Source organism: Bradyrhizobium sp. UFLA05-89 (assembly GCF_059803475.1).
This window is the reverse complement of sequence record NZ_JBANBA010000200.1, coordinates 1-7,114: the sequence shown is the minus strand read 5'-3', so window position 1 is coordinate 7,114 and position 7,114 is coordinate 1. Positions and strand designations below refer to the sequence as shown.

5 protein-coding genes and 1 pseudogene are annotated in these 7,114 nt (G+C 54.9%); 2 read left to right on the top strand and 4 right to left on the bottom strand.

What is annotated here, in order from left to right; all coding sequences use genetic code 11:
- The 4 genes from SO139_RS44915 to SO139_RS44900 all read right to left on the bottom strand — a co-directional run.
- The coding region (locus SO139_RS44915; protein ID WP_498542050.1) for a carbohydrate ABC transporter permease at positions 1 to 614 on the bottom strand (614 nt) is incomplete at its 3' end.
- Positions 615 to 641: 27 nt separating this feature from the next.
- On the bottom strand, positions 642 to 1,952 hold the full coding sequence (locus tag SO139_RS44910; RefSeq protein ID WP_498542049.1) for an extracellular solute-binding protein: 1,311 nt from the start codon (positions 1,950 to 1,952) through the stop codon (positions 642 to 644).
- Positions 1,953 to 2,474: 522 nt separating this feature from the next.
- A complete protein-coding gene (locus tag SO139_RS44905; protein ID WP_498542048.1) occupies positions 2,475 to 3,176 on the bottom strand; it encodes an HAD family hydrolase in 702 nt (233 codons plus the stop codon).
- A 9-nt stretch (positions 3,177 to 3,185) separates the two neighbouring features.
- Positions 3,186 to 4,775 carry an amidophosphoribosyltransferase gene (locus tag SO139_RS44900; protein ID WP_498542047.1) on the bottom strand — a complete coding sequence of 530 codons (1,590 nt, stop codon included), beginning with the start codon at positions 4,773 to 4,775 and terminating at the stop codon, positions 3,186 to 3,188.
- Between the two features lie 393 nt (positions 4,776 to 5,168).
- Between SO139_RS44900 and SO139_RS44895 the strand changes: the two are divergent.
- Positions 5,169 to 5,309 (top strand): annotated as a pseudogene (locus tag SO139_RS44895) (transposase); the annotation flags it as partial.
- A gap of 442 nt (positions 5,310 to 5,751) precedes the next feature.
- On the top strand, positions 5,752 to 7,114 hold a 1,363-nt coding region (locus SO139_RS44890), incomplete at its 3' end, for a carbohydrate porin (protein WP_498542046.1).

The window sequence follows — 7,114 nt, the reverse complement described above, 5'->3', positions numbered from 1 at the left end:
TAAGTCCATACGTCGATCAGGATCAGGGAGGACATCGCTGTGCCGGGATCTGAAATCCATGCAAACCGGCCAATGCCGACGAGCGACAGCAAATAGTTCATGATCCCGTTTTGCGGGTCCATCATTGTCGTCCACATGAGCGCTACGCTCATCGGCGGCAGGACGAGCGGAAGTAGGATGACGGGCCGCATCACCCGCGCAAGGAAGACTTCAGTTGCGAACAGCTTGGCAAGTGCGAGACCGAAAGCCGCCTCCACAAGTACCGCCGATCCGGCGTAAACAATTGTCGTACGAACACTGTTCCAGAAATCCTCCGTCTTGATCAACGCTGCGTAATTGTTGAGCCCGACGAAGTGGACCAGCGGCCGACCGAACTTGAGGTCCGTTAGCGACTGAAAGACCCCGTAGAAGAACAGGAACAAAAAGCCGAGAAGTATAATGATGGCTGGAGCAATTGCGGCAAAGCTCCACCAATCAACACGCGGCTCCTCGGCACTCTTGACCTGCTTGTCCTTTGACGAGGCAAGTTGACTGGCCGAAGTCTGCAACGTCACGATTCCGCCGAATCCTCGAAGGTCCATTTCACGAATCTCTAACATGTAAAGGGGCGACAATTGCGCCTGCCGCCCGCCTTGGCGCCTTCACATGGACGAGCGGATCTCGGAAGCAAGGTCGGCCAGCGTTGCCTTCACGTCAGCTCCATTGACCATCTTCTGCATGGCCACAGCCCAAGCATTCATTGCTTCGGCAAAGCCGACGCGGGCTGTAAAGGCGAGTTGCGCCCTGTCTTGCACGCTCTTGAACGTGTCGACGAAGTTGTTGAACTCAGGCTTTGCCGCATATTCGAGCCAGGCCTTGTCGGTCCAAGTGGAAGCGCGCGGAGAGTTGACGAGCTTGCCGGCAACAGCGCCGTTCAGCTCGACCTGTTTTGACGTTGCCCACTGGATGAACAGCCAGGCTGCACCCTTCTTCTGGGAAGCGGCGTTCATTGCAAGAGACCAGATCCAGATGTTGGATTCGAAGTTCTTGCTGTTCGGAGCATGCAACGGGGGCGCGAATGCGATTTTGCCCGAGGCGGGCTTGCCGGCCACGTCGTTCCAGAAGCCGAACATATTGGAATCGATCGCCATCGCCGTTCGTCCGGAATTGATCCCATCGACCACCTGGTACCAGTTGTCGTTGGCAAAGGACGGAGCAGCGCACTTCTTGATCATGTCCACGTAGTCCTTGTGGAACTCGACCGACTCGGGCGAGTCTAGGCCGGTGTCTAGCTTGCCGTCCTTGACCGTAAAATCATGCACGCCGTAGGACCTGGCAATCGAGATGGCGGCCGTATGGATACTGCTCCAAAACCGCACACCACGAACGCCTAACGGTATAATCGCGGGGTCCGCAGCCTTCAGCTTCTCGCAAGCGGCGGACATCTGTGGCGGAGTCGTCGGAATCTTGATGCCGTACTTGTCGAGGATGTCCTTACGGTAGAACAGCTGAATATTCTCAAAGCCATGCGGGATGGCCCACACCTGGCCGCTTCCCGGCTCGATCTGACCTTCCTTCACTTTCCAGGTCAGCGCATCCCGCAGTGCAGGGAAGAAATCCTTGTAGTCATAGGTTGCCGCGGTGAGTTTCGGATCGTTCAGATAACGATCGAGCGGCTCGAGCAACTCGCCCGGCGCGAGATCCCAGGCGGGTTGAATCCCGGTACCCACGACGTCCCAGCTTGGCGATTTTGTGCTGAGTTGGATGGTCAGCTTATTCCAATAGGCATCGTCCGGATAAAGCTCCGGCGTCACTTTGATGCCCGTGAGCTTCTCGAATTCCGGCAACTGGACCGCGACCGCGTCGGCATACGGATGGATGTCGTACGCCCAGACGATCGACGTACCTTCGAACTGGCGCCAGTTGATGTCGTCTGCCTTGGCTTGGGTCAACGCAATGGCCGCTCCGGCCAAGAGCGTGGTGCAGATGAGAGCTTTCTTGGCAAAATTGGCCGAACGGCCGCGCAAAGCGGCAAGCTTCCTTGGCATGTTTCCCTCCGATGGACTCTTTGGCCCGCAAACCACGCGCCCCTCCTCTTCCGAAAGGCCGCAGCATCGCGAAAGCTAGCCACCATTCTTTCGCCGCAAGCGGCTTTTCAAAACGGAGGTTGGGTAAGGTTGGGTAATCTGGGAGCGACTTGTGAATTAAGCCTTCCCAACCCGGCTAAGAAGCCGAAGCGAACTCGATGTCGAACGGGTCCGTAGCGAAAGGCCTGCGGTAGAGCAGAGGGATTGTCTTCGGCCCGAATGGTCTAAGGACGCGAACTCAACTCCCCCCGCCGTTCGGCCGGCAGAGTTTGACAGGCCAAATCGTTACCCATTCGTGACCGCTATCAATAAACCAGAAACTCCCGAGGTTGATAGCGACACAGGTCTACAGGCGTCCAGCTTCGAGAGGGAGCCCTTCCCTCGCTCCGCTCTGGGGGTGGCTCGCCATTAGTTTTCGGCGACCTTGATTTGTACATCCCGAAAAAAACCATGCCCCTGCAAGATCGGCAACAGCTCGTGATGGTTGTGAACGATGTAGTCCGGCTCCGCTGCCCGCAAGCGCGACTCGGAAACAAATCCGCCGGTAATGGCTATGCTTATGAGCCCAAGATCACGTGCAATATTCGCTTCGACGGGCATATCGCCAATGATGAAGGTTGCCGGCGGTTTCAAATCGTTCTCCCGCATGTACAGACGCAGTCGCTCCCCTTTGGTCATCGATTTGTACTGCGTGGCGCGGCTTTCGAAGGCGAGCACCTCGTCAATGTATTCATTGATACCAAGCCTTTGCAATTGCGAACGAAGCGGGTCGACGATATGGTTGCTCACTATGATAGACGAAGCCGCTTGCTCGCGTGCTATTTCCAACATTCTGCGCGCGCCCTCGCGCAAATTGGCGTTACTCGCAAGCGGTTCGTAGGCGTCGTGAAACATTGCACTCCCGTCGCGATCCGTGGCCGCCACTTCCGATTCCGACATTCCCAAATTTCGATAAAGAATCGAAAGTGGAACGTCGCAATGCTCCCGAAACGTGTTCATATCGATCGTTGCGCGGTCAAAGCGTTTTAATATGGCATTAGTCGTTTGCAATAACGCGTCGGCATCGTCGAGCAGGGTGCCATTCCAGTCAAAGACGAGAGCAGGTTTCATGATCAGACCTCAAGCAGGGATCGATTCAGAATAGGGGAGATCGGCCATCAAATTGCGCAAGTTTGTATTTGCGCGCTTCTGCCCAGCTGGCGTTGGCATCTCGAACGTAAAAGGTGAAAGATCGATGCCGTCATACCCGCACGGTAACAAGGATACGAGAAGTGAGAAGGGCAGATAGGTTATATCTGTTGCGTTGATCGATACCGCAATTTTGCTCTCGATGGCTTTGAGAACTTGCGGCTCGATATTGTGAAACTTAAGGCTTTTCTTCTTCTGTTCGGGCGATAATCCCTTCCATATTTGCCAGAATGCCAATTCATCTAGAGTCTCGATACCCATGCCGTAGTAATTTGGAGCCACTATCGGCGGCGAGCCGATCGCCCAATGCACACGTCTAGCGCCAGCGGCAAGGAGCAAATTTGTGACAGTCCGACTAGTGTCACCGCGAATGAGGGCTTCATCGGCAATTATTACCGTGCTTTCGGCCAGGTTCTTTGCCGAGGCGCGGTACTTTCGGGCAATACTAGACTTCCGCTCGCTAAGCACGCCGATCAGAGTTCGCTGAGAAAACTGAGTTTCGATGATCTCCCGACGCTCGGCAACGACACCTCGCGCGGCGAGAGCTGCAAACAGACCGTCAGCGTATGGCCCCCCGGTATTTGGCATGGAGGACACGATGATTGGCGCTGAGCCTGGTCCTGTTGAGACACGCTCGGCAATAAGTCCACCGAGGGCGCCCCCGATATTGTAACGAGTTTCGAAATGAGATTGGCCCTCGATCGACGTGTTCGGACTTCCCAAGTACAGCGTTTCGTAAGCGCAGAGCTTGGCGTTATGCCGCCTAGTGCTCACTAACCGATCAAAGCAACGCCCCATCTTCCCATCCACATACTTGATGTGGCCTGGCAAGACTTCATCCGTCTTGCCTTGTAGCCCGGCAAAAGCGCAATTTTCGGATGCAAAGAGCACGAACCCATCATTCGTGTGCATAGCCTCCAAAGGTCGCACACCACATCGATTACGGAAGGCAATGAGATTGCCCCCTCCGTCCAGACATAGCGCACTGATGGCGCCATCGACGCGCTCATCAATCTCACGAAAGATGTTTTCGTAATCGACGGGCAGATCGTGCCGCCAATAGTTGCGCTCGCAGGATCGTTCTATCAATTTGAGCAAGAGCTCAGCATCTGTGGTGATGCCTGAGGTATGCCCCTCCGCAAGCAACTCTTCCTTAAGTTCACGGGCATTGACCAACGCACCGTCCAAAGAAATCGTCAGGTGACGGGCGCTGGGCCCATCCTTGTGAACCGGCTGAAAGTCGCCATCACCGTTGCTGCTGCGGCGGAGACTACGAATATGCGCGATTGCAACATGGGGTCTGAAATTCTGATCCCGCTCATTGCACTCAGTCGGTGCCAATTTGGCGGTTGATTGCAAGGATCTTGCAAATCGAAGACCTTTCTCGTGCATGAAAGCTGCAACACCGAAACCCGCTTGTCCGCGAAGTGCAAGCTTCGGAACCATATCCTTGAGACGATCGTAAACCGTGACCTGTGAACTGCTTAAAGGCGGGAGAAAAGCGGCAGCAACACCGGACATACGAACACTCTCGCTAAACACTCCATGTCCTCAGGAAGCGCGAGTATTGAGCTAACGCTATATGGGGACATGGTTTTGACCTCTTTAAGCAAGCCTCGTACCAGCGCTTAACAGACTCTGTTCGAGCCATCCGATCAGATAAGATCGAGAAACATCGTCAATTTGGCTAGCGGCGATGATCTCGGCTCGTCGGAATCGCGGCACGGATGTCTGGAGAGCGACGCGTTCGTTCGAAAGTCGCCAAGCATTGGAGGTCAGTGCATTTCGTGGCGGGGCGCCGATGGCCAAACGATCTGCGCGCACATCAGGTTCGACCGCGCGACGAAATATTGCTCAGTGAAAGACAGGAAGATCAAGGACGGATATTCTCTCACGGCATCATGCGGTGGTTAACCCGGCAAGGTCCATGACATCCGACTTGCCGGAAAGCTTCTGTCTCGTCTTAAATCCGGTTCACTCTTGCTTGCCGACCGTGGCTATGACGCCGACTGCATCAAAGAACTCGCCACGAGAAAAGGGACATGGGCTAATATCCAGTAGATGGTCCACTCCAGTCTTCTTGACCTCGTGGCGACGGTGTCGGATGGGCTTTGCGCGTGCCTTTGTCGGTAGACGAGCCCAGGACCTGAACCGGCTTTTCATCCACGCGCGAGATCCCAGCGAAACGAGTAACGATTGGTCGCGGCGACAGCTTCGAGCGTTGAGGAGCGGAATCGCGCAGCAATGGCTTGCGAGCCCGGTGTCACCTACCAACCCTAGCAATTGATGCAAACGTCAAACACATGGCAATCGTGGCTCAGCAACAAGTCGTTCTTCACGCGTTAAGGAAGTCGGGATGCATTATAGATCTGGCTGCGCCGTCGGGCCTGAGGGATCTACTATCTCGTCATCTGCATCTAGAAGGTCTACTCCCAATGCGATCTCCGCCGTCTCGAGTATTCAGGCTTCAAAGATCTCAAGGCTTCGGGCCGGTCAATTGCATCGTCTTGCGGCTAGCGCGCTACAAACGGCGCTTCATGAAGCCAATGCGCAGAGGTGGCTTGCTGTCGCGCTGTCCCTCGCGGCGAGTCCCATCGGCGGCTTGGCGCCGGCGCACGCTGCCAACGTGCCTAACCCCAAAAGCGGCACTCCGAATCAGATTGCTCAGGGAGGACTTCAAAAGAAGGACTATCGTGCTATCAAGCCCCGAGGCTACCGGTCCGAAGGAGTGCATCCCGTCGGTAGCTCTGCACGCGTACAGAAAGTGATCGCTCTTGCGTCAAAGTCTGACAGCGCGGTTGTCCTTGCAAAGAACGCAGCAACTCAATCGAGAGCCGATCCATTTGCAAGGTTCGAGAACCTGCGCGAAAAAGGCATGTGGCTCAACATTCCTGGCCCTGCCGATACGATCGACCAAGATTACGGCGGCGTCAGATCTGCGTTGGCCGAAGTCGGGATCGGTTATGTCGGCGGGACAGTAAACACATTCGTGGCCAATCACCTGCCGAATGCAGCCAGAAGCACCATTCGCGATCAGCTATATATTGGCCAGAATCCGACATTTAATACCCTAAACTTCATGATCGTGACCTATGATCTCAGCCGCTTTGGGATTCCCGATGGCCAGATTATCGTGGGTGCCCAGCAGCAATATTGGACCTGGAAGCCTGGGGGTCCAGACAGATTTGGGATTAATACGCTTGCCTATTATCAGACGTTTTTCGACGGCAAGCTTGAACTCAAGATGGGTTATCTCAGAAACATAAATGAGTTCGTGGGAACTGTGGTCGGAGGAAACGCAGCAGTAAACGTTTTTGGGGCCTCATCGAATATCCTATACCAAGCAGGCATGAGCAACAATGCCGCGCCAACGCCAGCTATCAATCTGAAGTACAATTTTGGTGATCGCTTCTACAATAAGATCTCGTTGCAGCGTTCACTCAGTCCAGACGGCCAATCTGCCCAGATCGCCGAAAATCCGACCGGCCTAAATTGGGACACGACCAACGCGGGCGTTCTTCTACTTGACGAAACCGGTTACAAGAACCGAGCCGTGCCGGGTTCGCCCGAGACTTGGTTGCGGGCAGGTGCCGGTTTCAACAATAGCAGCTACAAAGACTTGCAGTATCCGACGCAACCGAGAGCTAACGCAAATAGCGTTTATTACGTCGCGGCGGACAGGCAACTCTGGCAGTCTGATGCCCAAGACTCGGCTGCTCGCGGGATCTATGGCGGATTTTCTGTGATGTACGCGCCGCCTGACTTAAACAGGGTCAGTCAGTACTACGAGCTCCGTCTTTATGCGAAAGGACTGTTTGACAGCCGGCCACACGATCAGATTGCTGTGGTTGCCACAAACA